Genomic DNA, 26,063 nt, shown 5'->3' with positions numbered 1-26,063 from the left:
ACCGCACGGCAGCGGAACGCCGGGCCACGCGCCCGTCCTGCCGCGCGGGGCTGCACGAGGGCGGCTGCGCCACCTCAATGACAGGTCCGCCCGCCCCCCTCATGCCGCGACGGCGGCCAGCCTCCGACCGATCGCCGTACGCAGCGCCGGGCCGTCCGGCAGTCGCAGCTCGAATTCCTCCCGCAGCACCGCGACCACCTCGTCGGCGTCGGCCAGCTCGCGGCGCCGGCTCTCCTCGCCGATACGATGCACCGCGAAGCTGCTGTCGCGCAGCGTCTTGCGGAATCCCGGACCGGTGCGTGCCGCCCGCAACTGGCTGCGGAAACCGGAGTCAGGATGGGTGGCGACGTACCAGTTGCCGACCTCCAGGTCGATCTCCTCCTGCGGCTGCAGGTCGAACACGTACAGCGGGCGCCATTCGTCCACAATCTGCGCGCTCAATACGTAGCGTCCCGCGCGTTCGACCAGCCGGTACGGCTCGTGCGGGGTGGCCTGCGCTGCGCCGGTGTCCAGCCGCAACGGGGCGGTCGGCACCATCCCGCCGAAGCCGACATCGGCGACGTGGCGCACGCCGTCGATCGTCACCAGCACCAGCAGGTGGGTGCGCGCGGTCAATGCATCCTCCGAATCGCCCATCACCACGCGCGCGGTCAGAGGGCGGGCGTCATAGCCCAGCGTCCGCAACAGCGCCAGGAACAACCCGTTGAGCTCGAAGCAATAGCCGCCGCGACCCTCGTGCAGCAGCTTGCGTTCCAGCGACGGCAGGTCGATCGGCACCGGCGCATGCAGGAAGGTGCTGATGTTCTCGAACACGAACGCGGCGGTGTGGCGCTGCTGCAGCGCGCGCAGCGTGTCCGGCGTCGGCGCCGGCGGCGCGTGGAAACCGAGACGGTCCAGGTAGAGGTCGAGGTTCTGGAGGGGCGTCGTCATTGCGGCATGCTCATGGGCGAGGGATCGCGACGCTAACGCCTCAAGTGCGGTTGAGGTCAACTCCCGCAAACAAGAACGAATCGTATCTGTGCTAGGTTCACCGGTGACTTGCAACGACGGGACACCATGGTTGCCAGGCCTCCATTCCCTCTTCCGGCGGTCTTCCTTCCCGCGCTCCTGCTGCTCGCCGCCTGCGGCGCGCGGGACGAGGCGGACGAAGGTACGGACACGGCCCGGATCACCGTCGCGACGGTGGAGCAGGCCGCGCTCGGCGAACGCTTTTCCCTGACCGGCACGCTGACCGCCGAGCGTGACGCGCAGCTGTCGCCACGGGTCGATGGCCTGGTCGCGCGCGTGCATGTCGATGCCGGCGACCGCGTCAGCGCCGGCCAGGTGCTGGTCGAACTCGATCCCGCGGTGGGCCGGCAGGCCCTCGCACGGGCACGTGCGCAGGCCGCCGAGGCCGAGGCGGCCGTAAACGAGGCGGCGCGCCTGCTCGCCGAGGCGCGCCGCCTGGGCGAGGACCGGCTCATTGCCGCCACCCAGGTCGATGCGCGCGAATCCGAACTGCAGCTGGCGCAGGCGACCCTGGCATCCGCCCGCGCCAGCGCGCGCGAACAGGCCGAGCTGGTCGAGCGCCACATGCTGCCGGCGCCATTCGACGGCGTGGTGGCCGAGAAGCTGACCGAAGCCGGCGAGTGGGTGCAGCGCGGCACGCCGGTGCTGTCGCTGGTCGCCACCGACCGCGTGCGCCTCGACCTGCGCGCGCCGCAGGAGCGCTTCGGCCAGCTCGACGACGATGCGAAGGTGCGCGTGTTCGCCGATGCGCTCGGCGGCACGCCGCTGCAGGCGCGAATCGGTGCGCGCGTGCCGGTCACCGATCCGGGTGCGCGTACCTTCCTGCTGCGCCTGCTGGTCGACGACCCCGACGGCCGGTTGCTGCCGGGCACTTCGGCACGCGCCGAGATCGACCTGCCCGCATCGGCGCCGGCGCTGGTGGTCAGCCGCGACGCCCTCCTGCGCCAGCCCGATGGCGGCTACAGCCTGTTCGTGGTCGAGGACGGCGAGGCCGGTCCCGTGGGCCGCCAGCGCAGCGTGCGGGTGCTGCGCGAGCGCGACGGCCTCGTCGCGGTCACGGGCGACCTGTCCGCCGGCCAGCGCGTGGTCGTGCGCGGTAACGAAGCGTTGCGCGACGGTCAGCCGGTCGAGATCGCCGGGCCCTGAGCGGTGGGCTTCGACCACGTCCTCCGCCATGGCACCTTGATCGCGGTCGCGGTGCTGATCCTGTGCGTGCTCGGCATCGCCGCCGCGCTGCGGGTGCCGGTGCAGATGATCCCGGACCTCGAAGTACGCACCATCAGCGTCGACACGCGCTGGCCGGGCGCCACTCCGCAGGACGTGGAGAAGGAAATCCTGATCGAGCAGGAACAGTACCTGCGCACCCTCCCCGACCTGCGCCGGATGGTGTCTTCCGCCAGCACCGGGCGCGCCAGCATCGAGCTCGAGTTCCCGTTCGGCGTCGACATCAACGAGGCGCTGATCCGCACCAACAACGCGCTCAGCCAGGTCTCCGACTATCCCGAGAACGTCGACGAGCCGGCGCTCAGCACCAGCTCGTTCTCGGCCAATGCATTCATGTACTTCCGGATCGGCGCGCGCGCGGACAGCGCGCTGGACCTCGACCTGGACATGATGCGGGACTACGTCGAGGACAGCGTGCGCCCGCGCCTGGAACGGGTGCCGGGCGTATCCCTGGTCCAGGTCGGCGGCGGCGCCGAGCGGCAGGTCCGCGTCGAGGTGGACCCGCAGCGGCTGGCCGAACGCGGCCTCGACATGGGCGACGTGCGCGACGCGTTGCGGGCGCGGAACATCGACAGCTCCGGCGGCGATCTCGAGAGCGGCAAGCGGCGTTACCTGGTGCGCACGGTCGGCCGCTTCCGCGACCCGGGCGCGGTCGCCGACCTCATCGTCGCCGAGCGCGACGGCGCGCTGGTGCGCATGTCAGACGTGGCCTGGGTCCACCTCGATCATTTCGAACGCCGCGACCTGTCCTTCAACAACGGCGAGCCTTCGCTGAGTCTGTCGTTGCGCCGCGAGCCCGGCTCCAACGTCATCCAGATCAAGTACGCAGTACTGCCCGAGATCGAGGCGATCAACGCCGAGCTGCTGGCGCCGCTCGGGCTGGAGATGACGCTCACCAGCGACGACGTGCGCTACGTGGAGGAGTCGGTCGCCAACGTGATGCGCAACCTGGTCCTCGGTGCGCTGCTCGCGACCCTGGTGATGCTGGCGTTCCTGCGTTCGCTGCGGGCGACCCTGACCGGCGTGGTGGCGATCCCGATCTGCACCATTGCCGCTTTCGTCGGCCTCCTGCTGGCCGGACGCACGCTCAACGTGATCTCACTGGCCGGGGTCGCGTTCGCGATCGGCATGACCGTGGACAACACCATCGTCGTGCTGGAAAGCATCGACCAGGCCCGCCGTCGCGGGCTGCAACGGTTCGACGCGGCGGTGGCCGGCGTGGCCCGGGTCTGGCCCGCGGTGCTGGCCTCGACCCTGACCACGGTGCTGGTGTTCGCACCGATCCTGTTCGTGAAGGAAGAAGCCGGCCAGCTGTATTCGGACATCGCGATCGCCATCTCCGCATCGATCCTCACCTCGATGGCGGTGGCGGTGACGGTGGTGCCGGCGCTGGCCGCGCGGCTGATGCCGGGCGGCGAAGGCGGCACGCATGCGGCCGGCGACGACCTCTTCGAGCGGCTCGGCGATCGCATCGGCTGGCTCAGTCGCGGACCGCGGCGACGCGCCCTGGTCCTGGGCGGCACGGTGGCGGTCGCGGTGCTCGCCCTGGCGCTGCTCACCCCGCCGGCCGAGTACCTGCCCGAAGGCGAGGAACCGAAGACGTTCTCGCGCATGAACGCGCCACCCGGCTACAACCTCACCGAGATGGAGGCGATCGCGCGCGAGCTGATGGAAGGCCTGCTGCCGCACCTGGACGACCCGCCCGAACGCTTTGCCGACGGCGGGACCGACATGCCCGCGCTGGCCTACTTCAATCTATCGGTGGACCCGCAGGGGCTGCGTATCATCGCCGAGCCGAAGGACACCCGCGACATCGATGCGCTGATGGACGCGCTCGACGCACGCTTCCTCCAGTACCCCGGCATGCGCGCGTTCTCCTCGCGCGGCTCGATCATCTCCAGCAACGACGGCGGCAGCCGCAGCATCAACCTCGACATCTCCGGCCCCGAGCTTGCCGCGATCTACCGGGTCGCCGGACGCGCGTTCGAGCGCGCGCAGGAGCTGTTCGACGGCGCCCGCGTCGGGTCATCGCCATCCTCGCTCAGCCTCGACCAGCCGCTGCTGGAGCTGCAGCCGCGCTGGGAGCGCCTGGCCGAGGTCGGACTGGACGCGAGAAGCTTCGGCTATTCGGTGGCGGCGCTCAGCGACGGCGCGTTCGCCGACGAGATGATCCTCGGCGACCGCAAGGTCGACATCTTCCTGTTCGGCAGCACCGGCGGCGAACAGCGCCTCGACCGCCTGCGCGACCTGCCGGTCGCCACGCCCTCCGGCGCGGTGCTGCCGGTATCCGCGCTGGCGGAGCTGCGCGAGTCGGCCGGCACCGACAGCATCCGCCGGCTCGACGGCCGCCGCACCGTCACCCTCAACATCGTGCCGCCGCGCTCGGTGGCGCTGGAAACCGGCGTCGCCCGCGTGCGCGAGGAGCTGATCGAGGCGATGCGCCGCGAGGGCGAGATCCCGGCCGATGTCTCGATCGACATCTCCGGCGCCAGCGACCAGCTCGATGCCACCCGCGAAGCGGTGTCGGGCAACTTCGCCATCGCCCTGCTGCTGTCGTACCTGCTGCTGGTGGCGATCTTCCGCCACTGGGGCCTGCCGCTGTTCGTGATGGCGACGGTGCCGCTGGGCATCGCCGGCGGCATCGTCGGGCTGGCCCTGCTCAACGGGCTGGGTGCCGTGCTCGGTGCGATCGGCCTGACCCGGATCACCCAGTCCTTCGACATGATCACCCTGCTCGGCTTCCTGGTGCTGCTCGGCACCGTGGTCAACAACCCGATCCTGATCGTGATCGAGACCCGCAAGCGGCTGGAGGAAGGTGTGGCATCGACGGTCGAGGCCGTGAACGACGCGGTGCGCACCCGCCTGCGGCCGATCCTGATGTCCACCTGCACCACCATCTTCGGCCTCGCGCCGCTGGTGCTGATCCCCGGCGCCGGCACCGAGCTGTACCGAGGCCTGGGCGCGATCGTGCTGTCCGGCATCGCCACCTCCGCGGTGGTCACGCTCACCTTCCTGCCCTGCCTGCTGGTCGCGGTGTTCGCGCTGCGCGAGCGCGCCAGCGGGCTGCTGCGCGGCCGGGCCTGATCGCATTCGCGCACGCCGGCGCCAGACCAACGGTCCGGCTGCTTCGCTGCCACGGCAGGTTCGTCGATCACCGGCGCGGCCGGAGCGTCGCGACATCCGGCAGCCGGCGCGCTGGTCCGTTCGAACGGCTCCTGTCATGCGGAAAGCTGCCGGAACGGGTGGCCCGGAAGACGCGGCTTCGCATGGCGCCAGCTTCACCGCGTTGACCGGCGGCGGCGCGCGGCCGAAGCAGGTCGCCGAGGCCGCGGTCGGCACGCTCCTGGTGTACTACGGCTGAGGCCGCTGCGCGACGTCGCCTTCGCATCCTCTGTCCGTGCGCTGGCGCAGCTCGGTGCACAGCCGCGCAGCCTGATCGGTGTCGCCCGCCTGGCGCAGCACGGCGGCCAGGCCGGAGGTGGCTGCGGCGTCCAATGGCGCATGTCTCAGCACACGGCGATACCAGGCTTCAGCCGCGGTGCGATCGCCCTGCGCATGCAGACGCGCGGCGATCAGCACACCCAGGTCCGCCTGCCAGGGCCGTACCCGTGCCGGGTTGTCGGCATAGCCGCGCTCCATCGCCGCGTAGGCGCGCTCGAACCAGGCTTGCGCCTCGGCATCACGCCCGATGATGCCGAGCACGTCACCGATGTTGATCATCGGCCCCCAGGCATCCGGGTCGAGCTCGACCGCCCGCCGGTACGCCGCAAGCGCGTCATCGAATCGCCCTTGCGCGCTGGCGACGAAACCCAGCGCCTTGAGCGCGGCCGACGAAGCAGGAGCGAGCTCCACCGCGCGTTCGGCCAGCAGGCGCGCTCGCTCGACCTGGGCGCGCTGCGGTTCGCGTCTCAGGTGGCCGTTCGCCAACGCGTCGCCAAGACGGCGGAACTCGACCCGCTCCACTCCCCCCGTGCGGGGCCAGCGCAGTCCGCGCTGTACCAGCGCATTGGCGAGGCCGGCCATTGCCGCCGGATCGTCCGGATGCACGCCCAGCACCCGCTGGTAGAGCTCGATCGCGGCTTCGTTGTCGGTCCGCGAGAACTGGAAATAGGCGTCGTCGGCACGTGCCAGCAGTGCCTCGCGCTCGCGGACCTCGGCCATTCCCCCGGTTCTCCCCGCTGCGGAGCCATCGTCCGCTCTGGAGGCCTCCCGCCAAGCCCACGCGGAGATCAGCGCGACCCCAGCGATCAGCGCCACGGCGGCCGGCCGGCGCCACGCGCGCGATCCTCGCGGCGACACCGCACGCGGCGAGGGATCACCTGTTCCAGGCGTGGCATCGGGCTGCTCCCCGTCCGCCAGGTTCCACTCCACCGGCGCGCACCAGCGGTAACCGCGCTTGGCGATGGTTTCGACGTATCGCGGCGAACGCGCGTCGTCGCCCAGCGCCTGCCGCAGCTTGAACACGCTGCGAGCCAGGCTGTCGTCGCCGACCACGATCCCCGGCCACAGCGCATTCATGATCGACTCGCGACCGATCACTTCGCCGGGCCGCGAGGCCAGCAGAAACAGCAGGTCCATCACCTTGGGTTCCAGCCGCAGGGTGCCTTCCGGGCCGCTCAGCTCGCCCGAGGCACGCGTGGCCCGCCATTCGCCCGTGCGCAAGGTGCCACTGCAACTGTTTGATTCCACGGCAGACAACCCGTCGCGAGAAAGAGATCAGGAAAGCAGGAGCCTTCCCTCATGGTCCGATAGGATGGGCCGGCGTTCCATTGGACGGCAAGCCGCGGACGGTCCGCGGCCCCAACTCCGGAGCCTCCATGCCCGTCCTTCGCCCACTCCTGCGCGCCTGTACCGCTGCCGTGCTGCTGTCCGCTGCCGCCTGCTCACCGGCCATCGAACGTGCGGATGCCGTAGTGGTCGGAACTCCCGCGCCGGCAGCCGAGTCCATCCCGGCGGATGCCCTGCGCGCCGACTTCGACGCGCTCTACTCCGGCCTTCAGGCGGCTCACTACGACCTGTATGTCCGTCGCCCGAAGGACGAGTACGACGCGCGCTTCCGGGCCACGCGCGAGGGCTTCGATACCCCGATGACGCCGGTACAGGCGCGGATCGCCTATCAGCGCTTCGTCGCCTACGGCAATGTCGCCCATGCGCGGATCGACCCACCGATGGAGGCGTGGGAACGGTTCCGCAGCGCGGGCGGCAGGGCCTTCCCCCTGTCCGTGCGGGTGGACGGCGACCGGGCGTACGTGATCGGCGGAACCGGGGACCTGGACGGCCTGGATCCGGGCGACCGCCTGGAAACGGTCGACGGCGCGCCGGCGCTGGAATGGCTGGGCCGGATGCGAACCCACATCTCCGCCGACAACGACTACATGGCGTGGTCGCAGCTCGAGGGCCGACTGCCGCTGCTGGCCTGGCTCGAGCTGGGCCAGGTCGAGAGTTTCCACATCGGCATCGCCAAGCCCGACGGTCGCCGACTGAGCCTGGATGTACCCGCTCGCGACCGCGACGAGGCACGCGCCGCTGCGGCTGCCGCACCTCCGCACTTCGAACTCAACTGGAATACCCGCGAGGCGCGCCTGCTCGACGGCGGCATCGCCTACCTGCGCCCGGGACCGTTCTACGACAATCGCCCGGAAGCCTCACATCCGTGGGACCCGACTGACTTCATCCGCTTCATCGACGAGGCATTCGCACAGTTCAGGGATGCCGGGGCCAGCCGCCTGTTGATCGACCTGCGCGACAATCCTGGCGGAGACAACTCCTTCAGCGATCCCATGATCGCCTGGTTCGCCGACCGGCCGTTCCGCTTCAGCGAAGCCTTCGAGATCAGGGTGAGCGAGGCCACGGTGACGTCCAACCGCGCGCGGCTCGATGCCCAGGGCGGCGATCCCGACAGCACCTCTGCACAACTTGCGGCCGCGTATGCTGGCCAGCCCCCCGGCAGCATCGTCCGTTTCCCGATCCCCGCCGTCGAACCCCGTCCCACCCGCCGTTTCGATGGCCGGGTCTACGTACTGGTCAACCGGCGCAGCTACTCGAACACGGTGATGGTCGCCGCCATCGTGCAGGACTACGGATTCGGCACCGTGCTCGGCGAGGAGACCGCCGACCTGGCGAGCACCTACGGCGCGATGGAGCGCTTCACCCTGCCCCGCACCGGCATCGAGGTCGGCTACCCGAAAGCCCGCATCCTGCGTCCGAACGGCGATCCGCGTCCCCGCGGCGTGATTCCCGACATCATGATCGACTCGCCGATCGCAGGCTCCGCAACCGACGTGGTGCTGGATCGCGCGATCGAACTGATCGGGGAAGACGCCGCGGCCACGGGCCGCTAGCGTCGGACCTGCCTGCGGCCCGCCCCTGTTGTCCGCTCCGCGAGCGACGCCGCGATGTGCCCACGCAGCCACTGGTGGGCCGGGTCGCGGTGCACGCGCTCGTGCCACAGCATCACCAGCTCGAATGCCGGGACCTCGACCGGCGGCTCGACCACCCGCAACGTCGGGTATCTCGCCGCCAGCCGTTCCGGCAGCATCGCCACCAGGTCGGTATCGGCGACCGCCGACGGCACGAACAGGAAGTGCGGCACCGACAGCACCACCCGGCGCGACAGCCCGCGCAGGGCCAGCGCCTCGTCGGTCGCGCCCCGGAAGCCGCCGCCATCCGGCGACACGATCACATGCTCGAGCCGGCAGAACTGCGCCAGCGTCGGCCGCCGCCGCAATCGCGGATGGTCGGCGCGCCCGACCAGCACGTATCGCTCGGCGAAAAGCCGGCGCTGGCGCAGTTCCGGCGGCGCGTCGTCGAGCGTGTGGAACGCCAGGTCGATTCCGCCCTGCTCGGCCTGGCGCGCGATCTGCGCGGGCACCATCCTGACGATCGCCAGGCGCGTGTCCGGTGCCGCCACGCGCAGCCCGGCCAGCGCCGGATGCACGACGGTGCTGGCCGCATAGTCCGATGCCGCGACCCGCCAGTCCCGCTCGGCGGTCGCCGGATCGAACGGCCCGGTCGGCGCGACCGCCTGCTGCAGCGCCTCGAGCGCTTCGCGCAGCGGCACGTGCAGCGCCTCCGCCCGCGCGGTCGGACGCATGCCGCGCGGACCGGGCAGCAGCAGGGGATCGTCGAGCGCGGCGCGCAACTTCGACAGCTGGACGCTCACTGCGGGTTGGGACAGGTGCAGACGCTCGGCGGCACGGGTGACGTTGCGCTCGACCAGCAGCGCATCCAGGGTCACCAGCAGGTTGAGGTCCATCCTGCGTAGATCAACCATGTTTATACCTGGAATTCAGGCAATTCATTTCCAATATACAGAACGTGGACGCAGGCTGGGGAAAACCACCAGGAGCCACATCCCGTGAACGTACTGCTCGTCCATGCCCATCCCGAACCGCAGTCCCTGAACGGCTCGCTCAAGACCTTCATCGTCGATCACCTGCGGCACGCCGGGCACGCCGTGCAGGTATCGGACCTGTACGCGATGCGCTGGAAAGCGGTGCTGGATGCCGACGACAGTCTGGACGGCGCGATCAACGGGCGCTTCCATCCCGAGCTCGACTCGAAGCACGCCTACGAGAACGGCCGGCAAAGCCCGGACATCGCCGCCGAGCAGGACAAGCTGCGCTGGGCCGACGTGGTGATCCTGCAGTTCCCGTTGTGGTGGTTCTCGATGCCCGCGATCCTCAAGGGCTGGATCGAGCGCGTCTACGCCTACGGATTCGCCTACGGCGTCGGCGAGCATTCCGACCACCGCTGGGGCGACCGCTACGGCGAAGGCACGCTGGTCGGCAAGCGCGCGATGCTGGTGGTGACCACCGGCGGCTGGGCGTCGCATTACGCCCCGCGCGGCATCAACGGACCGATCGACGACCTGCTGTTCCCGATCCATCACGGCATCCTGTACTACCCCGGGATCGAGGTTCTGCCGCCGTTCCTGGTCCATCGCACCGGCCGCATGGACAGCGCACGCTACGACGAGACCACCGCCGCGCTGGCCGGCCGCCTGGACACGCTGGACAGCACACCGCCGATTCCCTTCCGCCGCCAGAACGGCGGCGACTACGAAATCCCGTCGTGCATCCTGCACGAGCACATCGCCCCGGGCGTGCAGGGGTTCGCCGCGCACCTGCGCACGGACGTGCCCATCGCGGTCGTCCAGCCCGAGCCGGAATCCGAGCCGGCGTCGTCCCACCGCCTCGTCCCGGCATCCGCATGATGGCCGCCGCAGCGCACCGGCGGCGTTGACATGGATGCGCCCCGGACGAATCCGGGGCACATGGTCGTGCGGACGAGGTGCCCGATGAACCTGATCTACTCGCACAACTACGCCGCCGCACGCGCGTTCGCGGCGCACGAGGAACTGATGCCGGGCGACTGGCAGTGGATCCGCGATGCCGGCGTCGTCCGCCAGTATCCGCGCGCCAACGTCTTCAAGGTCCCCCACTGGGACGCGAATCCACGCCGCCAGCAGATCGATCTCGCGCTGCAGCGCGCCGCCGAAACCCATCGCCTGGGCATGCTCGTCGACGTCGGCGAAGGCTCGGGCACGCTGGGCATCTCCGGAGCCTGAGGACGACCGATGCCCGCTCGTGCCGGCGTCGCCGATGGACGGGATCTCGCGCGACCGCCGGCAGCGTTACCATCCGGGCGTCGCACGAGGACATCGGGGGGTGTCCGATGATGACGATCCCACGCACCATTACGGCGGCGGCCTGGCTTGTCGCCGCTGCGCTCGCCTGCAGCCAGACCGCGGCCGCGCATGGAGGCGGCCTCAACGCACAGGGCTGCCACAACGACCGCAAGAACGGCGGCTATCACTGCCATCGCAGTCCCGCCGCGGCAAGGCCGCCCGCACGCGATACCGCCGTCGTCAACCGGCTCGACCAGGGGACGGGCGGGGCCGTCCACTACCAGAACTGCAGCGCGGCCCGCGCCGCGGGTGCCGCACCCGTGCATCGCGGCGATCCCGGATACGGGCGTCATCTGGATCGCGACGGAGACGGCATCGGCTGCGAATGAGTGCCGGTGGTCGGAGCGTGCCGGTTCGGCAAGCCGCTCGTGCTGCCCATGCAGAGCGGAGGGTCCGGACTTCGTCCTTCCGCTTTCTGGCACTCTGATTCCCGATTTCGGCCCTTGTCGGAGCGGTGCAGACGCGCCCAGAATCCGGATTTCATTCATCAGGAACCGGAGAGACAGGATGCCGCGCACCACCGCAGGCGTATCGATGCTGTTCGCCACATTCGCCGCGAGCGTGGCGCTGACGGCGTGTTCACCGGAGGCATCCGGGCCATCGGCACGGGCGCAGGGCGACGCTCCGGCGGCCAGCAGCCCGTTCCAGCCGGCACCGACGCCCGCGAGCGACGACATCCGCACCTTCGCGATCGGCGAGCTGAAGGCGACCGCACTGCGCGACGGCGCGCTGGCCTTCCCGAACGACAACCAGGTGTTCGGCATCGGCCACACGCCGGAAGAGGTCGCCGGCGTGCTGCGCGACGCGCAGCTTCCGACCGACACCCTGCAGCTGGGCCTGCAACCGTTGCTGGTCGAGGCCGGCGAGCGCGTACTGCTGTTCGACAGCGGCGGCGGCGCCAGCTTCGGCGACGATGCCGGCCAGCTGTCGGCCTCGTTGCGGGCGGCCGGGATCGAGCCCGGCGAGGTCACCGACATTTTCATCTCGCACGCCCACGGCGATCACGTCGGCGGTCTGGTCGGTGCCGACGGCGTGCCGGTCTTCGCCAACGCCAGCATCCACATGTCCGCACCGGAATGGGCCTTCCTGTCGGGAATGAGCGCCGAGACCGCGAAGAACGTGGTGATCCCCGAACACGCGGCCTTCGTCGCCGCGCTGACGCCGAAGGTCGCCACCTTCGAACCCGGTGCCGAGATCGTCCCCGGCATGGTCGAGGCGGTCGCGATCGAGGGCCATACGCCCGGCCACTCCGGCTACCTGATTTCCTCGGGCGCGGAATCGCTGCTCTACGTCGGCGACGCGATGCATCACTCGGTGGTGTCGGTGCAGAAACCCGGATGGCCGAACGGCTTCGACGGCGAACCCGGCACCGCCGCCGACAGCCGCAGCGCCCTGGTCGAGCAGCTCGCCGCCAGCGGACAGCGCGCCTACAACGTGCACGCCCCGTTCCCGGGCCTCGGCCGGATCGAGAAACAGGGCGACACGCTGGTCTGGGTCGGGGAGTGATCGGACGCGGGCACCCTACGCGCGACCCGACCGGAGGGCCGCTTCAGTGGTTGTCGTGCGCGTCCAGCCATGCCAGGACACGCTGCCAGTACCGGTCCTCCGCGTAGCGACTGAATCCGGCGACCTCCGCCGGATCGGTACCTGCCTCCAGCAGCATCAGGGCGATGTCCTCGTCACTGGTGCCGGCCAGTGCCGGCAGCCCATACGTCCCGGGTGCCGACGCATCGAGCCCCCGGTCCAGCAGGTAGCGCACGAACCGGGCATCGTTCGCCGCGGCGGCGATATGCAACAAGGTCTTGCCGTCCGCCGCCGCCGCGGTCAGATCGCAGCCCTTCCCGGCCAGCCACTCCGCGATTTCCCGCCCCTGCCACGGGATCTTTCGATAGCGATCGTTGGACAACAGCAGCGTTACCGGAGATCGCTTGCGGACCGTCGGCTCCCCGGGCGACACGTCGTCGAACTCCAGCGCGGGGCGCCGCCGCGGCCCGGATGCATTCCAGACCGCCTCGACCACATCGAGCCGTCCACCCATGATCGCCGCGCGGAAAGCCGCGTCGATCCTGGCCTGATCCACCCGGCCGCCGGTTTCCAGCGCTCCCCTGGCAATCAACGCCTCGACGACGGCCAGACGGCCGTTCCGCGACGCCATCTCCATCAAGGGCCTGAATTCGCCTTCGAAACGCGTATTGCGCGTGGCGCCCTCGATGGGCGTGCCCAGCTCGATCAGGCGCACGACTCCCTCGCTTGAGCCGTCGCGCTCCACGGCCCGGGCCAGCAGCGCGGCCCCGGCTTCCGACTCGAAGTCGAACCCCTCCTCCTGCAGCCACTTCACCGCCTCGCCGGACAGGTTCACCCACCCATCCGCGCGCGCAACCGCGTCGATCTCGTCCTCGAACGCCGAAACCACGCGTGGCATGCCGGCCTTCTGCCCCACGTAGTCCTCGATGCGATGCACCTCTCCACCGACGTCGAGGGTCACGGTGTAACCGGGCTGGTCGGTGATCTCCGCCAGATAGGCAGGCCTCATCGACCACAGAGCCTTCTCGCGCGCACTCTCGACCAGTCGCGCGACGTCCTCCACCGGAACCCGGTAGGCATGCCGGCCCTCGACCGCGACGAACCGTCGTCCCTCATAGACGGCCTGGCCGTCGCCGCGGATCTCGACCCGGTACATGGGACAGGACCCCAGGCACGCGCTGCGTTCCAGGCCGATACGCACCCGCTCGAGCGGCGCCTGCGGCATCGGCACCGGCCGCTGCGGGCGCTCCTCCTCGGCGATCTCCTCGGTGACGATCGCCGCGACGGGCCGACCGTCCAGCACGAAGGGCCGGTATCGCAGTGCCTTGAGCCCGGCACGCTGCACTTCGCTCAGCGGCCGCGCCATCCCGGATTCGTCCTTGTCTTCGTGGCACACGACCCTGCCGGTTTCATCGACCCGGACCCTCAGCTGCAGTCCCCATCGATCCCGCTGCGTGCCGAACGGGTATCGAAGCACCGGCAACTCGATCTCGCGATGAGCCTGCACTGCATCCCGGTCAGGCACATGGCCTAGCAATTGCTCACGGTTGCACACCGGCCAATCCACTTCATGCACCGATGCGCCCTGCGAAGGCTGCGCGCACGACGACAGCAGCGAGCACGCCAGCACGGCGACATTTCCTGCAACCGCGGAAGCTTTCATCGCGCGCTTCCTCTCCATGGATCGGTCCTTGCGATGTCGAGTGGCGGAGCGAGGATCAGGCCCGCTCCGGTGCCGCCGTGGACGGCGCGTTCCGCTGCGTCGCTGTCCGCATCGCCTGGCAGGCGCCCCAGGCCAGCATGGCCAGGCCGATGGCCGAGGCGAGGTTCAACAGCAGGCTCACCGCCCCGAAGATGCCCAGCATGCCGCTCATGCTCTGGTAGGAGCCCTGGCTGCCGTGTATCAGCCAGGTCTGGGCGATGCCCATGATCGCGCTCAACATCGATGCGCCGAGCATCATCCCCACGCCGCCGATCGCCAGCGCGCGGCCCGGCGCCGCGGACGTCCATACCGTCAGCAGGGCCAGGCCGGCGGTGCAGGCGAGCAGGTTCGGCAGCTGGTAGCCCAGCATGGTCAGGGCCTGGACGAGGAAGCCATCCATGTACATGAGGGGTCGGATCCGGATTGAAGATGCGACAAGACTAACCCGACCCGCCAGCATTCACCTCTTGGTCCGCGGGCACCTGCTGCGCATGCACCGTCACGACTCGCGCGACGCCTGCGACATCCGTGCCGGTGACATCCGCGTGGGCTCCGTGCCGCGGATGTCCTCCGGTTTCGGCGCGTCTTCCAGGATGTAGTCGACGAGGTTGCGGCGCCCCCCGGACCCGGAAGGACGGCAGATGACGCTGATCTCGCCCGTCACCTCGAGGATCGCGACTTCGACCTCGGACAGGTCGCGCGCACCGGCCATGCGCAGCTTCGCGTGGAGCTCGCGCAGGGTGGTCCGTTCCCGGTCGAGCGCGTCCTGGTCCACGACGCCATCGCGGACGAGCACCTGCGGCCGCGACTCGAGATAGTCGCGCACCTTCGAGTGGTGCTCCGCCAGCGTTTCCATGCCCATCGTCAGCCCGACCACGCCGAGCAGGATCACCACCGCGTATCCGACCGGCACCTCGGGGTACAGGATCGCGTCGCCGGCAGCACTGCCCAGCGCCACCATCAGCAACTGGCTCATCGGGCTCAGGTTCTGCTGACCGCGCTTTCCGAGCATGCGCAGCACCAGCAGCAGGACCGCGAACACCATCAGCGTCTTGACCACGATTTCCGCGAAGTACAGCGGCGGAGGCAGCCCCAGAAGCATCCTTTCCCAATCGAACACTTCGATATCGAGATCCATCGTTCACCTCCTCGTCGTCGATGCCGTGCCGGCGCCGCGATCGGCGACGTCCGGCTCACCTGCCCGCATTGCGCAACGCATCCAGCAGCTCGGCGAACCGCTCCGGGACCGCCGGATCGAAATGCGCATGTGCGTCCACCAGGTCCAGCAGGCCGCGACGGGACATCGGCGCCAGCTGGCCGTCCCACGCCATCTGCGCAGCGGTGGACAGCAGTTCGTACAGCCGCGGCTGTTCGGCCGCCATCTGCCGCGCCGCCCACCGCCGCAGATCGCGCTCGACCGGTAGGCCGGCGGCCTCGCAGCCCGCGGCGAGCTCATGCGCGCGTGCCCACGCACCGCGGTACCACTCGCTGTGGCCGCCGGCGAGCATCGGCATTGCCAGCGGCGCCGGGCAGCGGTGCGCGGCGAGGTCGCGATGGAAGCGCGTCTCGCAGGCGCGCGATTCGCGGCGGCTGTCGAGCCGTATCAGGCAGCTGGATTCCAGCTCGAAAATCTCGAACCAGCGCGGATGGAAGCTCTGCCAGCGCACCAGCGGCTGCCGGCTCATGCCGACCTTGAGCACGTCCTCGAAGCCCGCACAGGCCAGCACGTAGACGTGGTCGTCGCCGGAATAGGCCATCGCATCCTCCATCCCGGCAGTATCCGCCTCCGCCCGCATCGCGCGCGTTCACGGGAACCGCACGTGGCGCGCGAGCGGACTGGCGACATCGAATGCGTCGCGCATCACCGCCAGCGCACGCTCGCGGTCCTCGTCAATGCACGAGGCCACACCGTCGCGCGGCACCGTCACCCGGTAGCCCCTCACATGCGCGTCCGCGGCGGAACTGAGGATGCACGATTCGGTCGCGATGCCGACCAGGACCAGGCGCTCGCTGCCAAGCTGCTCGAGCAGCAGCGGCAACGGCGTCTGGTAGAACGCCGAATGCCGCGGCTTGAGGACCGACGAGTCTTCCGGTGTCGGCCGCAGCCGGGCGACGATCGCATGGCCGCGCGAGCGCGGACGCGCGCACTTCTCCACCAGTTGGCGGAAGTCGGAGGTCCACTCGGTGAAGTTGTCGTTGACGTAGATGACCGGCACGCCGCGCGTCCTCGCGCGCTGCCGCAGCCGCGCAACCGTCGGCGCGATCGACAATGCGGCGTCGCGCAGCCGCAGTCCGTCCTTGAAGCGGAACGTGTTGATCATGTCGATGATCAACAGCGCATCGCGCGTCCGAGCACGCTGCATGCGCCGGTCCTACATCAGCTTGTCGCGTGCCTGTTCCGCCCGCGATGCGCCGATCGCCGTCTCCACATTCTTGACTTCCTCCGGAGGCGGCAGCACCGCCGGCAGGCCGAGCGCGTCCAGCCACAGCTCCCGGGTCCAGCCGGTGGTGTGGTAGAGGTGATGATCCTCGTCCTTCTCGACCGCCTCGTGCGCCTGCTTGAGCACGCGCGTCTCAGGGCCGCGGCCCTTCTCCGCGAGCAGGCCGATCAGCTGCCAGTTCAGATGGTCCTTGGTCTCGGCAAGCACCACGCACTCGCCGGCAACCAGCTCGGCGCCGCCGGCATCGCCCGAGGCACGCGCCATCTCCATCGCCTTCACCAGCGACTGCCCGATGTGCGCGACCACCTGCCGCCCGGGCGTCTGCGCGTCCGGGTCCAGACCGAGCTCGCCGAACACGTTCAGCAGCACCTGCTGGTGCGTGCGCGTTTCGTCGAGGTATTCCTGCCACTCCTTCCGCAGATCGTCGTTGACCGCGCACTGCAGCGCCGCCTCGTAGACCTTCTCGCCGCCCAGCTCCGTCTCCAGCGCCTGGTACAGCAGCTCGTGCAGGTGCTTCGCGTCGTAACCCTTGCTAGCCATCGTGCTTCTCCGTTGCCCGGCGCCCCGGCAGAGGCGCTCTGTGATCGAGCACCTGTATGAAGCCTCCGGCGTTAAGCCCCGGTCGGATCGGCGTGCAGCAACAGGAAACCTTCATGAACGTCACGGTGGCGCTCACGTTGGTGTATGGGCGATGTGGAGCGACAACGCGCCTGGAGCCTACTTTGATGAGGGCCCAGGGCGGCGCTCCGGTTGCGGCGTCGTTTTGGACACCGACCGGATCGCGCCGGTATGCAGGCGAGCTGTACCGCCGGAGCCCTGCCCGATACCGATGGCCGAGCCGCTATCCGTGGTCTGTCGCATCGCCCAGGAATCCGACCGGCACCTCATCGGTCAGCCAGACGCCATTGTCGGAGCGGTAGAAGCGGTAGCCCTCGGCATGCATGCGACCGGCATCGACATGCAGCACGACGACCCTGCCATGGCGTCGGCCTACCGCGGTCGCGGTTTCGATATCCGCCGACAGATGCACGTGGTGGCGATCGCCGCGCAAAAGGCCCTGTCGGCGAATCGACTCGAGAAAGCGCGTCGCGGTGCCGTGGAACAGCCGCGTTGGTGGCTCGCAAGGCGCAAGCGCCAGGTCGACCGCGATCGAATGGCCCTGGCTGGCGCGGATGCGCAAACCGTCGTCGCTGATGGCGAAGCGTCGCTTGCTGTTGCTCTCCACCACTCGTTGCAGCAGCTCACGGCTGATCGGATGGTGCGGCTGCATGCGCAGCAGCAGTTCGTCGATGTCGGCCCATCCCCGCGGGTCCAGCTGCAGGCCGATCCTGCCGGGCTCGTGACGCAGGATCAGACTCAGGAACCTGCTGGTTCGGGTGAGCGTGTCGGTCATCGGCAGGCATTCTAGCGGGCGTGGCGCGTACCGCATTGCCTTCGCCGCGAGCCGCCGACGGTGTTTCGCTGCTTTGCGGTTGCCTCCGATGCTGCCTTTCTTCGGGCAGCGCCGCATGGATCACCCCAAGAGCGGTCAGGCGGCAGCCGCCTCTCCGCGATAGATCATGTACACATCCGCCCGCTGGTAGTGCGTGCCCGGCTTCACTCCGGGCTGCAGCTCGAAGCCCACGCTCTCGTACAGTCGCAGCGCGGGCTGCAGGCGCTTCTGCGATTCCAGGAACAGTTCGCGGCCGCCCAGGCGCCTGTACTCGGCGATCGCGGCCTCCATCAGCCTGCGGCCGATGCCCAGCCCCTGGTGGCGTTCGGTGACGGCCATCTTGGTCAGCTCGTAGACGCCGGGGGCGTCGACCATCAGCGCGCAGGTGCCGACCGCCTCGTCGCCGACCACGGCGATCAGGATCGAGCCGCCCGGCTCGATGATGTGCTTCTCCGGTTCGGACAGCACGGCGTGGTCGATCGGCTCGATCTGGTAGTACTTCGCCAGCCACTCGGCGTTGAGCCGGTAGAAGTCGCCGCGCCACTGCGGCGCGAACGGCACGATGCGCACCTGTTCGGCCTGGCGCTGGCGCAGCCGCCGCGCGACCTCGGCCGGCAGCGGCTGTTCGTCGAGGCTGGCCTCGTAGCGCGACAACGCGTCGAGCAGGTCCACGCCGGTGGCGGTGATCCGGTGCTCGACGGTCTCGCGCATCGCCTGCCACAGCGGGCGGGCGGCCTTGAGCTCGGCCTCGCAGCGCTCGGTCAGCGCCAGCACCCGCTGCCGGCGGTCGCCGGGCGCGGGCTCGCGCCGCAGCAGGCCTTCCCGAGTGAGCCGGGTGGCCAACTGGCTGATTGCCGAATGGGTCAGGCCGATCTCGCGGGCGATCTCGCCCACGCTCAGCGGCCCGCGCTCCTGCAACAGCCGCAGCACCGGGAACCAGCGCGCCTGCAGGCCGATGCCGTGCTCACGGTAGACCTGGTCGACCAGGTCGTAGCTGCGCTCGCTGACCACCTTAAGACGGCTGGCAAGGGCCAGGGTGCCCTGGACCGAAAGAAAGCTCATGGCGGTATCCGACGGTATTTGCGTAAGCGCTAACATAAACGTCGGTACCGCCACCGGCAAGCCCTCTAGCGCAGCCGTTCCACCCCCAGTACCGGGGTCTGCACCAGATGCGGCCCGAACCATTGCAGGGTGTCCACGCCTTCCAGCGAGTACCAGGGCGCCCGGCTGCGTACATGCAGGTAGGTCCGGTTGGCCTGGCCGACGCCGTCCGGGTCCACGCGCAGGAAGACCGTGGCGTCGGCCTGCCCGCCCGACCCGTTCAACACCACCCGCGCCCCCTCGGGAATGAGCGCGGTCTGCGCGTCGCGCACGATTGTCACCAATGCTTCGATCATCACGTTCTCCGTAGGCGCACGACAGGGGCGCCCCCGCTGCAAGGACGTCGCCGCCTGAGGCTTGTGAACATCGGCAAAGAGGCTACCGGCCAAGCTCGGATCGCGCCATATCGCGCCAAAGTGGACCGGATCGCGCCAGATACTGGCGCGATCCGGAAGACGAGCCCTGGCAAGCCAGCCAACCGGCGGCGCTGATCGAGGAGTCGCCGCACTTCAGGGCGCCATCCCGAACGGAGCCTGCGGCCCGCGCTTCCCGGCAAGCCTCCGTTGCGACGATCTGCGGCCCTGCGGCCTCGATTGAGATCCCGTACGGGATCAAACCACGGCCACGCCATTCCGTGGAAACTTACCCGAACGGTAAAACTCCTCTGGCGGCGCGATGATGGCCGCCAAAAATTCCCGAGCGGGACAAGCCACCGCCATCTCCGATTCCGCAGCGCCGATGCGTCGGTGGCGCGACCGGTCTCGCTGCCGCCCGGCGATGCAGCGCATGTCGGCGCGGGTACGCAACGGGTTCTACCGCCTGCTGCCCCAAGGCGCGGTAAGCGAGGCGATCACCACTCGGCTGCGGATCCCCGACCGCGACGACTTTGCCCTGCTGGCGGCGATCGACGGCGAATGCGCGGGCGCTGGTCGGCATCCGCGCACCCGGCGTCGCCCCGTCCGGCCGCAGGGGAGGACCCCGACCAGGAAAGCCCTGCTCTACCTGCCGGCCGACGACACCGGCCCCTGTTCAGGCAGACATCGCATTCAGCGGCATTGCACGCAGCCGTGGCTACACTCGCGGCTCAGCCCGAACCCGTCGCATGTCGTATGTTCCACGTCCGCCCGACCTGCCGATTCGCCGGCCTCGCCATCGCCCTGGCCGCAGCCCTGTCCGCGTGCGGCTGGAACCGCAAGGCGGAGCCGCCGCCGTCGGGCGAAACGTTCGCTGCCGACGACACCTATTCGCGCACCTACCCGGTGCCGCCCGCCACCGCCTGCGAGGCCACCCGGCGCGCGTTGCTGGGACAGGGCTACGTGATCGGCGAGACCGCCGCGGACGCGCTGGAGGCGGTCAAGAGTTTCCAGCCCGAGTCCGACGTCCATACCCAGCTCAACGTGCGCGCGACCTGCGTGCCGCAAACCGGCGGCGGCTCGATCGTGTTCGTCAACGCGGTCCAGGACCGCTACGAGCTCAACACCACGGTCAAGTCCGCCAGCATAGGCGCGAGCATGCTCGGCTCGGTATCGCTGCCGATCGGCAGCAGCGGCGCCAACCTGGTGCGGGTCGCCAGCAATACCGTGCAGAACCAGGATTTCTACCGCCGCTTCTTCGAGCGGGTGGCGTACTACGTGCCCAGCACCGAAGGCCTGGCCCCGCCGCCTCCCCCGCCGGTGTTCGAAACACTGCCGCCTGATCCGGTGCCGAGCAGCGAGTCGCCGGCCGCTGAAGCGGACGCGCCTGTGGGAGTGATGGATCCGCGGTGATCGAAGAGGGGGCGGATTCATTCACTGGACTGTGAGCGGGCCGGGCTTCTTTTCGATCCCGTACGGGATCGAATGACCCGGCAGTCCGGCCGCTCCATGGAAGTTTTCCCGAACGGTAAAACCTGTATGGCGGCGCTGCGATGGCCGCCGAAAGCTCCTGGCCAGGGCAGTCCACCTCGGTGCCCGCCCGAGGATTCCGACGAGGACGACGAGCCCTGGGACGAATGGACCGTCGATGGGCTGAAGCTGGTCGCCTTCTATACCAGCGACTTCAAGGGCCTCGACGCGCTGACCGTCATGCTGCCGGAAGAGGATCGATCGGCCCGCCGCGCCCGTCCTGAAGGCGGGCGCGTGCAACCGGGGGGCTGTCCGACTGAGGGATCGGATGCGTAGGGGCGGGTTCTGTGCGCTTTGGCTGGCGTGCGCGTGCGGCCAGCGCGCTCAGCCACGCATCAAGGCAGCGGATTCGACCAGCGTGCCGCCCGCAGGCCGCGATCGAGCTGGTCGGCCAACTCCTCGAAGCATTGAGCCAGCACGGTGAGCCTGAGCGGCGACTCGGCCTCGGGCGCGTCCTCCTGCACAGCGCGCGGCGCGGCCAGGCGCGCCAGCAGATCCAGGCGGTCACGCGCCTGTTCCAACGCGCGATAGGCGTCCTCGGGGAGCAGGTAGCCGGCGGTGTGCGTGGTTGGGTCAGCTCGGAGCTTGCGCATCTATCACCCTCCATCCGACAGCCCCGTCACGGATTGCGTCAAGCAGCGGGAGCGTCTACTAGTCGTGAGCCCCCTCCAGCCCGTCGCGGCTTCTCTGCGGCTTAGGTCTCAGGTGGCACGCTATCTACATTTAATGTAGAGTCTACAGCAACCGCTTCGCGCCGGCCATGATGGGTTCCCATGCCCAGCCATGACCCCGTGCGAAACCTGACCGCTGCCGCCGTCTTCTCCAAGCGCTTGAAGCAAGCGCGAGAGATGGCGGGCGTGTCTCAACGCGAACTTGGCGCCCTGATCGGCCTGGGAAAGAGCGTGGGCAGCACCCGTATCAACCGCTATGAACAGCAGACGTCGCTATGCGACATGGAGACGGCAGCCACGATCGCCAAGCAACTCGGCGTGCCGCTGCCGTACCTGTTCACCGAATCCGACCTGCTGGCGGAGATGATCCTGGCCTACTCGAAGTTGCCATTGGCCGAACAGCGCCAGTTGCTAGGGGATCCCCCGAAGGAAGCTAGATAGGCCGCAGTTACCCTTGCCCAGTTGGCTCCAACACCGACTGAGACTTCTCCCTACCCTCAACGCCCAATCATTCAAGCATCCTTTGAGCGCCGTAGATCAATGAAACAGAGCCTTCCCGTCGCTTGTGTAGACCTGTTCTGTGGAGCCGGAGGCCTAACACATGGGTTGTTGAAAAAGGGTATTCAGGTGACTGCTGGAGTGGACATGGACCCCGCGTGCCGTTACCCCTACGAGACTAACAACCGTGGAGCACGCTTTATCGAGTGTGATGTCGAATCACTATCCTCTGAAGACATCGGAGAGCTGTTCCCTAAAGATAAGCATAGCCTCTTGGCAGGATGCGCACCGTGCCAGCCCTTCTCGACCTATGCCAAGGGCAAGGACACATCCAAAGATGCGAAGTGGAAGCTTTTACGTTCGTTCGCAAACTTGGTGCGCAAGACGCAGCCCGACCTCGTCACAATGGAGAACGTGCCACAGCTCCCAAAGCACTCGATCTTTGATGAGTTCTTGTCAGCGTTCAATGGCTACGAAACTTGGTTCGGCGTGGTCCAATGCGAGGACTACGGAATACCTCAGCGTCGCCGCCGCCTGGTATTTCTAGCATCCAAACTAGGCCCCATCTCTCTTATCAAGCCGACCCACAAAGACAGACAAATCACAGTAGCCGATGCGATATCTTGCCTCCCCGACATCAAAGCCGGAGAAATACACTGGAACGATTCTCTGCACGCCGCGGCCGGTCTGACCGATATAAATCTACGGCGCATTCGCCAATCAAGACCTGGCGGCTCGTGGCAAGACTGGGACGCAGATCTTGTAGCAGCATGCCATCGCCGTGATTCCGGCAAGACCTTCAACTCGGTCTATGGACGCATGCGTTGGGACAAGCCCTCGCCGACGATGACTACACTCTGTTACGGATTTGGGAATGGCCGATTCGGACATCCTGAACAGGATCGCGCCATCAGCCTGCGTGAGGCAGCGCTTTTCCAGACCTTCCCGAAGAAGTATCGCTTCATGCCAAAGGGCGATGCTGTGAACTTCAGGGTGATCGGACGTTTGATCGGAAACGCGGTACCAGTGCGATTGGGTGAAGTGATAGCGATAAGCATCGCCAAGCACTTGAAGCAGGTGGAAAAGACACAAAATATGGGCTAAGGAAAGAGCAGTGCGCGTAGTCGCTCTTCAAGCGATCTCGGATCGCGCGTCTCGCACTCCCAAATGATCTCGACGCGCCACCCTTCCGCCCTGAGCTCGTTTTCCTTACGTGCGTCTCGTTCGACGTTGCGGGTGAACTTATCATGCCAGAACTCGACGTTGGAACCAGGGATGCTGGCCAGCCGGCAACCGGGATGACGGTGCCAAAAGCAGCCGTGGACGAAGATGCATAGCCGCCGACGAGGAAATACAAGATCGGGGCGGCCCGGAAGATCCTTGCGGTGCAACCTATAGCGTGCGCCGATCGCATGAGCGATACGGCGCACAACCATTTCTGGCCCAGTGTTCTTCTGGCGAACGGAACGCATGATGGCGCTCCGCCGCATGGTCGAGATGATCTCTGGCATCCTCAAGGTCAAACGATGTGCCGGATAATGTCCTCAATAGTGGACACGTCAGGCGATTTTTCGATGTACTCCTGGTAGGCGCGCCTGGCGTTCGTGATCATACCCTTGTAGGTAAAAGCCTGCATGTCCTGTTTACGAAGGTCATCCAGTGCATCGCCAAATGGCGTTTTCGGCAGTTCTTCGGTCACGAAGTAGACGTCAATCGGAGGCCGTCTACCGTTGTATCCAGCAAGATCGGGATGCTTGCTCAGGTACTGGGTCACGGCCGCCTTATACTTCTTGCCTTGCTTGATCAGGTCTTCGACTTCGATCGACCTCAGACCAGGCCGTTTGAGCTCCACGATTACATGCCTGCCCGTGGACGTACGGTAGGCAATATCGAGTCGCGCACCTGTTTCAGTGTCTGGCGCTATTTCCTTCAGCTCCTTCGTTAGCGTCTGCTCCATGATCTTGCTTTCACCGACAGGCCCCCATGTCGGATCGAGCAGCCATAGATGCTCAAAGAGATACTTCTGAGCAACTTTCTCCAGCGCAGCCGTGTCCACAATCTCCTTTTCAAACTTCTCAATGACCTGAAGTCTAGACCTGGTGATTTCGTGGTAATGACTTGCCTCAATGTCATCAATGCTGTGGAATATCTTCTGAAACTCGACGGACATCACGTCCTGGATTTGGTCGAGGCGATCAAGCTGCTTTCGGATCCTCAGCTTCTCGAAACCCACTATCGCACTTCGAATCAGGTCGCGCTTGATGGTGTTATTCTTCGCTTCGTCGTTGGAATGCTCTGTGGTCAAAATCGGGGTGATCAGCTTCTTGGCGAGTTTCACATCGCGTGGATCTTCAAGCGAGGTATACCAGGCTTCCAGCGCGAGCTTGGTTTGCTCGTCGTCACTCTCGACGTTCTGTTGACGGCGCCACTCATCCCACTGGTCTGCGATCTCGGCAAGTACAGTCTTAAGCCAGTCTCTTACAGCGGATACCAACGGATCTCCAGTCTTAACGGCCTCTCGATTGGCAGTAGCCCGATCGGTCCCATCCGCATCAAGGAAGTCGGCGTGGATCTCCCCAACAAGATAGCTATTAAATATCTTCGCATTGCCGATGTCCTTCAACATATCCTCCTGAAAGACACGTCCATTGGCGAAGAGGGAAATCTGGTTAATATTGTCATCGGTTTTCTTTAGCTGCTTCGGCTTTGCAACCGTAGCGATGACTCCCCGGAGCTCGTAGGCCTTCCCGTCATGAGCCACGATGTGATTGAGCCTCGCTATGCATCGCTCACCGTTCTCATCGCTTGCCAGCGACGTCGCTAGCGATAGCTGCTCCGCACGAGTCGCGTCGTCCAGGTCCCACCAAAACTGGAGATCGCTGTGATAGCCGCGATCGCGCGTTGTGACCTCCTGGCCATTGATATAGACCTTGAAGTTATGGAGATCGCCTACTACGCTAAAACGACGGGCGATACGCGGTCGCAGAAAAGCTTCGGTCTTGTCCGTGCCTGCGTTGAGTTGGGATAGCACGATCCGTGTGCCAGTGCCAGTATCCCAACCGTACTGTTCAATGGCAGGCTCAAGCATGTATATGATGTTCTTGCTTATCTTTTCCTTGAGCTTATCTACAAGGACGGCCCCGGCTACTTCTGGGCAGCCTTCTTTCTTAGACCAGATGTCGATTCTATTGGCCAGTGAGAACATGGCTAGCTTGCCGATTCCCTTTCTCCCCATGACGGGCCGGTCGTACTTCGGGCTTCTGCTTCCGCCTGGCTGTTCTCTACGGGCATAGCCGACTTTTAGGAAGCGCCCTTGAAGTTCCGCCGCTCCCATGCCGTGCCCATCGTCCTGGACGATAATTTCACCGCCCTTAATCTCAATTTCGACACGGGTCGCATCAGCGTCCCATGCATTCGCAACGATTTCCGTTACGACAGCGGGAGTGCTGCTATAGAGTCCGATCCCCAGATGATTCAATACGTTCAAGTCGACCTCAAGCTTGAACTCCGTGCTTTCCGTTTTCTCGACCACCATGCTCACTGATGCCCCCTGCTTGATTCAATCCGCAACGCCTGATCCGGAAATATGTCGCCAAACCACTTTACTACGCAAGACACTAGCCGATGACGACGGGCTAGCTCCACCGATAGCCAAGATTTGGCCGACGGACTATTGAAAGCTACCGAGCGGATTAGGCTTCTTTCCATCATCCTTGCACAGCTTGTTCGCCTGCAGCTGGAACAGCAAGACGGAGCCTCGCCGGGGGAGACGTTCGGCACCGAGGACATGTATTTACGCACCTATCCGGTGCCGGCGATCAATAGCTTCCAGCCCGAGTCCGACACCCAAACCAAGCTCAACATGCGAGCGACCTGCGTTGAGCAGCCGG

At 67.1% G+C, this 26,063-nt stretch carries 27 protein-coding genes and 1 pseudogene; 13 read left to right on the top strand and 15 right to left on the bottom strand.

All coding sequences use genetic code 11. The features are described from left to right. Window positions 1-99: 99 nt before the first annotated feature. Window positions 100-930 carry an arylamine N-acetyltransferase family protein gene (locus L3V18_RS10625; RefSeq protein ID WP_237054667.1) on the bottom strand — a complete coding sequence of 277 codons (831 nt, stop codon included), beginning with the start codon at window positions 928-930 and terminating at the stop codon, window positions 100-102. 126 nt (window positions 931-1,056) lie between these two features. On the opposite strand from L3V18_RS10625, the gene L3V18_RS10620 reads away from it, so the two are divergent. The 3 genes from L3V18_RS10620 to L3V18_RS10610 all read left to right on the top strand — a co-directional run bounded on the left by L3V18_RS10620 (window position 1,057) and on the right by L3V18_RS10610 (window position 5,593). Then, complete coding sequence (locus L3V18_RS10620) at window positions 1,057-2,154, top strand: efflux RND transporter periplasmic adaptor subunit (protein WP_237054665.1); 1,098 nt, start codon at window positions 1,057-1,059, stop codon at window positions 2,152-2,154. 3 nt (window positions 2,155-2,157) lie between these two features. Then, window positions 2,158-5,316, top strand: coding sequence for an efflux RND transporter permease subunit (locus L3V18_RS10615; RefSeq protein WP_343226327.1), 3,159 nt, complete (start codon window positions 2,158-2,160; stop codon window positions 5,314-5,316). A 136-nt stretch (window positions 5,317-5,452) separates the two neighbouring features. After that, window positions 5,453-5,593: a hypothetical protein gene (locus L3V18_RS10610; protein WP_237054663.1), complete on the top strand. Its 141-nt coding sequence runs from the start codon at window positions 5,453-5,455 to the stop codon at window positions 5,591-5,593. Here the strand turns inward: L3V18_RS10610 and L3V18_RS10605 are convergent. After that, window positions 5,584-6,894, bottom strand: a complete 1,311-nt coding sequence (locus tag L3V18_RS10605) for a tetratricopeptide repeat protein (RefSeq protein ID WP_237054662.1) — start codon at window positions 6,892-6,894, stop codon at window positions 5,584-5,586. The genes L3V18_RS10610 and L3V18_RS10605 overlap by 10 nt on opposite strands. Before the next feature lie 155 nt (window positions 6,895-7,049). On the opposite strand from L3V18_RS10605, the gene L3V18_RS10600 reads away from it, so the two are divergent. Continuing rightward, complete coding sequence (locus L3V18_RS10600) at window positions 7,050-8,573, top strand: S41 family peptidase (RefSeq protein WP_237054661.1); 1,524 nt, start codon at window positions 7,050-7,052, stop codon at window positions 8,571-8,573. Here the strand turns inward: L3V18_RS10600 and L3V18_RS10595 are convergent. Beyond that, entirely contained in the window at window positions 8,570-9,505 is a 936-nt protein-coding gene (locus L3V18_RS10595; protein ID WP_237054660.1) for a LysR family transcriptional regulator, read from the bottom strand. The genes L3V18_RS10600 and L3V18_RS10595 overlap by 4 nt on opposite strands. Before the next feature lie 84 nt (window positions 9,506-9,589). Here L3V18_RS10595 and L3V18_RS10590 point away from each other — a divergent pair, with 84 nt between their 5' ends. The 4 genes from L3V18_RS10590 (at window position 9,590) to L3V18_RS10575 (ending at window position 12,427) form a co-directional block, all read left to right on the top strand. Next, on the top strand, window positions 9,590-10,447 hold the full coding sequence (locus tag L3V18_RS10590; protein ID WP_237054659.1) for an NAD(P)H-dependent oxidoreductase: 858 nt from the start codon (window positions 9,590-9,592) through the stop codon (window positions 10,445-10,447). 84 nt (window positions 10,448-10,531) lie between these two features. Next, entirely contained in the window at window positions 10,532-10,801 is a 270-nt protein-coding gene (locus L3V18_RS10585; protein ID WP_237054658.1) for a hypothetical protein, read from the top strand. Between the two features lie 110 nt (window positions 10,802-10,911). Continuing rightward, on the top strand, window positions 10,912-11,250 hold the full coding sequence (locus L3V18_RS10580; protein WP_237054657.1) for an excalibur calcium-binding domain-containing protein: 339 nt from the start codon (window positions 10,912-10,914) through the stop codon (window positions 11,248-11,250). Between the two features lie 178 nt (window positions 11,251-11,428). Then, the gene (locus tag L3V18_RS10575) at window positions 11,429-12,427 is read left to right on the top strand and encodes an MBL fold metallo-hydrolase (protein WP_237054656.1); all 999 of its coding nucleotides are present in this window, start codon (window positions 11,429-11,431) and stop codon (window positions 12,425-12,427) included. 43 nt (window positions 12,428-12,470) lie between these two features. Here the strand turns inward: L3V18_RS10575 and L3V18_RS10570 are convergent, their stop codons facing one another. From L3V18_RS10570 to L3V18_RS10530, 9 genes are all read right to left on the bottom strand, one after another. Further along, complete coding sequence (locus L3V18_RS10570; protein ID WP_237054655.1) at window positions 12,471-14,108, bottom strand: ankyrin repeat domain-containing protein; 1,638 nt, start codon at window positions 14,106-14,108, stop codon at window positions 12,471-12,473. Window positions 14,109-14,163: 55 nt separating this feature from the next. Beyond that, a complete protein-coding gene (locus tag L3V18_RS10565; RefSeq protein ID WP_237054654.1) occupies window positions 14,164-14,553 on the bottom strand; it encodes a hypothetical protein in 390 nt (129 codons plus the stop codon). Window positions 14,554-14,646: 93 nt separating this feature from the next. After that, a complete protein-coding gene (locus L3V18_RS10560; protein WP_237054653.1) occupies window positions 14,647-15,285 on the bottom strand; it encodes a DUF421 domain-containing protein in 639 nt (212 codons plus the stop codon). A 55-nt stretch (window positions 15,286-15,340) separates the two neighbouring features. Next, window positions 15,341-15,904, bottom strand: coding sequence for a GIY-YIG nuclease family protein (locus L3V18_RS10555; protein ID WP_237054652.1), 564 nt, complete (start codon window positions 15,902-15,904; stop codon window positions 15,341-15,343). A 48-nt stretch (window positions 15,905-15,952) separates the two neighbouring features. Then, a complete protein-coding gene (locus L3V18_RS10550; RefSeq protein ID WP_237054651.1) occupies window positions 15,953-16,510 on the bottom strand; it encodes a cysteine hydrolase family protein in 558 nt (185 codons plus the stop codon). A 9-nt stretch (window positions 16,511-16,519) separates the two neighbouring features. Continuing rightward, the gene (locus tag L3V18_RS10545; protein ID WP_237054650.1) at window positions 16,520-17,128 is read right to left on the bottom strand and encodes a hypothetical protein; all 609 of its coding nucleotides are present in this window, start codon (window positions 17,126-17,128) and stop codon (window positions 16,520-16,522) included. 301 nt (window positions 17,129-17,429) lie between these two features. Continuing rightward, complete coding sequence (locus tag L3V18_RS10540; RefSeq protein ID WP_237054875.1) at window positions 17,430-17,981, bottom strand: RNA 2'-phosphotransferase; 552 nt, start codon at window positions 17,979-17,981, stop codon at window positions 17,430-17,432. Window positions 17,982-18,116: 135 nt separating this feature from the next. Then, window positions 18,117-19,082, bottom strand: coding sequence for a bifunctional helix-turn-helix transcriptional regulator/GNAT family N-acetyltransferase (locus L3V18_RS10535; protein ID WP_237054649.1), 966 nt, complete (start codon window positions 19,080-19,082; stop codon window positions 18,117-18,119). Window positions 19,083-19,147: 65 nt separating this feature from the next. Continuing rightward, a complete protein-coding gene (locus L3V18_RS10530; protein ID WP_237054648.1) occupies window positions 19,148-19,417 on the bottom strand; it encodes a hypothetical protein in 270 nt (89 codons plus the stop codon). Window positions 19,418-19,796: 379 nt separating this feature from the next. On the opposite strand from L3V18_RS10530, the pseudogene L3V18_RS19450 reads away from it, so the two are divergent. From L3V18_RS19450 to L3V18_RS10520, 3 genes and pseudogenes are all read left to right on the top strand, one after another. Next, window positions 19,797-20,036, top strand: a pseudogene (locus L3V18_RS19450) (HipA N-terminal domain-containing protein); the annotation flags it as partial. A 194-nt stretch (window positions 20,037-20,230) separates the two neighbouring features. Beyond that, the gene (locus tag L3V18_RS10525; RefSeq protein WP_237054647.1) at window positions 20,231-20,887 is read left to right on the top strand and encodes a DUF2242 domain-containing protein; all 657 of its coding nucleotides are present in this window, start codon (window positions 20,231-20,233) and stop codon (window positions 20,885-20,887) included. 72 nt (window positions 20,888-20,959) lie between these two features. Next, window positions 20,960-21,280: a hypothetical protein gene (locus L3V18_RS10520; protein WP_237054646.1), complete on the top strand. Its 321-nt coding sequence runs from the start codon at window positions 20,960-20,962 to the stop codon at window positions 21,278-21,280. Between the two features lie 59 nt (window positions 21,281-21,339). On the opposite strand, the gene L3V18_RS10515 is transcribed toward L3V18_RS10520, so the two are convergent. Beyond that, window positions 21,340-21,597 carry an XAC0095 family protein gene (locus tag L3V18_RS10515; RefSeq protein ID WP_237054645.1) on the bottom strand — a complete coding sequence of 86 codons (258 nt, stop codon included), beginning with the start codon at window positions 21,595-21,597 and terminating at the stop codon, window positions 21,340-21,342. Window positions 21,598-21,777: 180 nt separating this feature from the next. Between L3V18_RS10515 and L3V18_RS10510 the strand changes: the two genes are divergently transcribed. Next, the gene (locus L3V18_RS10510; RefSeq protein ID WP_237054644.1) at window positions 21,778-22,116 is read left to right on the top strand and encodes a helix-turn-helix domain-containing protein; all 339 of its coding nucleotides are present in this window, start codon (window positions 21,778-21,780) and stop codon (window positions 22,114-22,116) included. 99 nt (window positions 22,117-22,215) lie between these two features. Continuing rightward, entirely contained in the window at window positions 22,216-23,277 is a 1,062-nt protein-coding gene (locus L3V18_RS10505; RefSeq protein WP_255783923.1) for a DNA cytosine methyltransferase, read from the top strand. Here L3V18_RS10505 and L3V18_RS10500 read toward each other — a convergent pair. Next, window positions 23,274-23,684, bottom strand: coding sequence for a very short patch repair endonuclease (locus tag L3V18_RS10500; RefSeq protein WP_237054642.1), 411 nt, complete (start codon window positions 23,682-23,684; stop codon window positions 23,274-23,276). The two genes, L3V18_RS10505 and L3V18_RS10500, sit on opposite strands and share 4 nt — an antisense overlap. A gap of 8 nt (window positions 23,685-23,692) precedes the next feature. Then, window positions 23,693-25,708, bottom strand: a complete 2,016-nt coding sequence (locus L3V18_RS10495) for a BbrUII/HgiDII family restriction enzyme (RefSeq protein WP_237054873.1) — start codon at window positions 25,706-25,708, stop codon at window positions 23,693-23,695. Window positions 25,709-26,063: the final 355 nt, after the last annotated feature.

It is taken from the genome of Marilutibacter chinensis, from assembly GCF_021725675.1.
Lineage (GTDB): Bacteria > Pseudomonadota > Gammaproteobacteria > Xanthomonadales > Xanthomonadaceae > Marilutibacter > Marilutibacter chinensis.
Note: the sequence above shows the minus strand (reverse complement) of the source record. Positions and strands in the feature narration are given on the sequence as shown.

What these genes read in the sequence shown, in the direction of transcription:
- L3V18_RS10505 (WP_255783923.1), top strand. Translation starts at nt 22,216, where the DNA reads ATGAAACAGAGCCTTCCCGTCGCTTGTGTAGACCTGTTCTGTGGAGCC.
- L3V18_RS10550 (WP_237054651.1), bottom strand. Translation starts at nt 16,510, where the DNA reads ATGCAGCGTGCTCGGACGCGCGATGCGCTGTTGATCATCGACATGATC.
- L3V18_RS10575 (WP_237054656.1), top strand. Translation starts at nt 11,429, where the DNA reads ATGCCGCGCACCACCGCAGGCGTATCGATGCTGTTCGCCACATTCGCC.
- L3V18_RS10500 (WP_237054642.1), bottom strand. Translation starts at nt 23,684, where the DNA reads ATGCCAGAGATCATCTCGACCATGCGGCGGAGCGCCATCATGCGTTCC.
- L3V18_RS10610 (WP_237054663.1), top strand. Translation starts at nt 5,453, where the DNA reads ATGCGGAAAGCTGCCGGAACGGGTGGCCCGGAAGACGCGGCTTCGCAT.
- L3V18_RS10535 (WP_237054649.1), bottom strand. Translation starts at nt 19,082, where the DNA reads ATGAGCTTTCTTTCGGTCCAGGGCACCCTGGCCCTTGCCAGCCGTCTT.
- L3V18_RS10520 (WP_237054646.1), top strand. Translation starts at nt 20,960, where the DNA reads ATGACCCGGCAGTCCGGCCGCTCCATGGAAGTTTTCCCGAACGGTAAA.
- L3V18_RS10625 (WP_237054667.1), bottom strand. Translation starts at nt 930, where the DNA reads ATGACGACGCCCCTCCAGAACCTCGACCTCTACCTGGACCGTCTCGGT.
- L3V18_RS10555 (WP_237054652.1), bottom strand. Translation starts at nt 15,904, where the DNA reads ATGGCCTATTCCGGCGACGACCACGTCTACGTGCTGGCCTGTGCGGGC.
- L3V18_RS10620 (WP_237054665.1), top strand. Translation starts at nt 1,057, where the DNA reads ATGGTTGCCAGGCCTCCATTCCCTCTTCCGGCGGTCTTCCTTCCCGCG.
- L3V18_RS10515 (WP_237054645.1), bottom strand. Translation starts at nt 21,597, where the DNA reads ATGCGCAAGCTCCGAGCTGACCCAACCACGCACACCGCCGGCTACCTG.
- L3V18_RS10560 (WP_237054653.1), bottom strand. Translation starts at nt 15,285, where the DNA reads ATGGATCTCGATATCGAAGTGTTCGATTGGGAAAGGATGCTTCTGGGG.
- L3V18_RS10570 (WP_237054655.1), bottom strand. Translation starts at nt 14,108, where the DNA reads ATGAAAGCTTCCGCGGTTGCAGGAAATGTCGCCGTGCTGGCGTGCTCG.
- L3V18_RS10525 (WP_237054647.1), top strand. Translation starts at nt 20,231, where the DNA reads ATGTTCCACGTCCGCCCGACCTGCCGATTCGCCGGCCTCGCCATCGCC.
- L3V18_RS10530 (WP_237054648.1), bottom strand. Translation starts at nt 19,417, where the DNA reads ATGATCGAAGCATTGGTGACAATCGTGCGCGACGCGCAGACCGCGCTC.
- L3V18_RS10600 (WP_237054661.1), top strand. Translation starts at nt 7,050, where the DNA reads ATGCCCGTCCTTCGCCCACTCCTGCGCGCCTGTACCGCTGCCGTGCTG.
- L3V18_RS10595 (WP_237054660.1), bottom strand. Translation starts at nt 9,505, where the DNA reads ATGGTTGATCTACGCAGGATGGACCTCAACCTGCTGGTGACCCTGGAT.
- L3V18_RS10585 (WP_237054658.1), top strand. Translation starts at nt 10,532, where the DNA reads ATGAACCTGATCTACTCGCACAACTACGCCGCCGCACGCGCGTTCGCG.
- L3V18_RS10510 (WP_237054644.1), top strand. Translation starts at nt 21,778, where the DNA reads ATGCCCAGCCATGACCCCGTGCGAAACCTGACCGCTGCCGCCGTCTTC.
- L3V18_RS10580 (WP_237054657.1), top strand. Translation starts at nt 10,912, where the DNA reads ATGACGATCCCACGCACCATTACGGCGGCGGCCTGGCTTGTCGCCGCT.
- L3V18_RS10495 (WP_237054873.1), bottom strand. Translation starts at nt 25,708, where the DNA reads ATGGTGGTCGAGAAAACGGAAAGCACGGAGTTCAAGCTTGAGGTCGAC.
- L3V18_RS10540 (WP_237054875.1), bottom strand. Translation starts at nt 17,981, where the DNA reads ATGACCGACACGCTCACCCGAACCAGCAGGTTCCTGAGTCTGATCCTG.
- L3V18_RS10565 (WP_237054654.1), bottom strand. Translation starts at nt 14,553, where the DNA reads ATGTACATGGATGGCTTCCTCGTCCAGGCCCTGACCATGCTGGGCTAC.
- L3V18_RS10545 (WP_237054650.1), bottom strand. Translation starts at nt 17,128, where the DNA reads ATGGCTAGCAAGGGTTACGACGCGAAGCACCTGCACGAGCTGCTGTAC.